Source organism: Providencia sp. JGM181, assembly GCF_018257375.1.
In the GTDB taxonomy this organism is placed as follows: Bacteria; Pseudomonadota; Gammaproteobacteria; order Enterobacterales; family Enterobacteriaceae; genus Providencia; species Providencia lanzhouensis.
Genome location: NZ_JAERJY010000259.1, coordinates 1 through 1,485, shown reverse-complemented (window position 1 = coordinate 1,485; position 1,485 = coordinate 1). Strand labels below are relative to the sequence as shown.

Genomic DNA, 1,485 nt, shown 5'->3' with positions numbered 1-1,485 from the left:
CTTCTGAACCCAATACCCTTAAGCAAATTTTTAATCTAAAAGTCAATTCTGATAGTATTGAAGAATATAAAGCGACAAGGGCCCCCATTTTTAGCGGATCATACTTTAATGGAATATCTCAAGTTAACCCTGGTGAATGTTTAATAAATGGATATTACTTTCAAGCCTCTGAACATTTAAAAGAAGATTACTGTGATATATCAAAAGAAGAACTTTTAGTTGCAGTAACCAAGGGACTTAATTCTAGAAAAATCTCAGATGCACCGATTGGATTACTTTTAAGTAAAGGTATCGATAGTAATCTATTAAAAGCTATCGGGAAATTTGATCGCTATTATTCAATCGGATTTGAAGGTGATGCTGATATATCATATTTACAATCAAAAAAGATTGAAAACTTGAAAATAGCAATATGCACACCAGAGGAGTATCTCGCTGACTTTAATTATCTTTTGAATTTAAGAGGCGAGCCACTTTCCGTTCCTAATGAAGTACTTTTATATCAAATATCTAAAATTGCAGCAAAAGATGGCATTAAAGTATTACTTTCCGGAGAAGGTGCTGATGAATTTTTTGCTGGATATGACCGAATCTTTAAATGGGCAAGTGAAACAAATGATTTTAATCTAGATATATTTTTGGATATGTATTGTTATATTGCACCAGAAAAAAACTCAAAGCTATATAATATATTTTCGCAGTTATTTTCTAATATAGAAATAGTAAATCCCTTCGAAAAAGTACGATGGTTTTTCATTCGATATCACATGCCAGTTCTTTTTAGGCGACTAGACTTTGCTTTAATGGCAGCAGGCGTAGAGGGAAGGGAACCACTAGCTAATCAGCATATATTTAACCTAGCTATAAAATGCAGCGCTAAGTCTTTAATGAGTCAAACTCTTGGGAAGGTTCCATTAAGAGAGCTACTCAGTGATTATTTAGGGCACGACTTTGCATATGAGAAAAAGGTTGGATTTCCTGTAAATTTAAGCACTATTTTTACAAATCATGATAATTTAAGCTCATATGAATTATGGTTTAATGAAAATTTAAAGGTATTACAAGAATGATTATTGGATATACTAGTGGCGTCTATGATTTATTTCATGTTGGACATGTTAATATTTTAAGAAACGCTAAATCTATGTGTGATAAGTTAATTGTGGGTGTCACTGTTGATGAATTAGTTTCTTATAAAGGAAAACAACCTGTCATTCCATATCATGAAAGAATTGAAGTAGTAAGAGCCTGTCGTTATGTTGATGTTGCTATTCCACAAAATAATATGGATAAAGCTGCTGCTGCGAAAAAATGTCAAGCTTCCTATCTTTTTGTAGGTGACGACTGGTACGCAACCGAGAAATGGCAGCAACATGAAAATGAGTTAGCAGAGGTTGGTTGTAAAGTTATTTACTTCCCATATACACAAGGCACGTCAAGTACTTTAATCAATACAACGTTGAAAAATCTCAGAAAAAATAACAT

2 protein-coding genes are annotated in these 1,485 nt (G+C 32.8%); both read left to right on the top strand.

Annotation, left to right across the window (positions count from 1 at the left end; translation table 11 throughout):
- The coding region (locus JK188_RS17325; RefSeq protein ID WP_211888696.1) for an asparagine synthase-related protein at positions 1 to 1,070 on the top strand (1,070 nt) is incomplete at its 5' end.
- The coding region (locus JK188_RS17320; RefSeq protein WP_211888695.1) for an adenylyltransferase/cytidyltransferase family protein at positions 1,067 to 1,485 on the top strand (419 nt) is incomplete at its 3' end. The genes JK188_RS17325 and JK188_RS17320, both read left to right, overlap by 4 nt.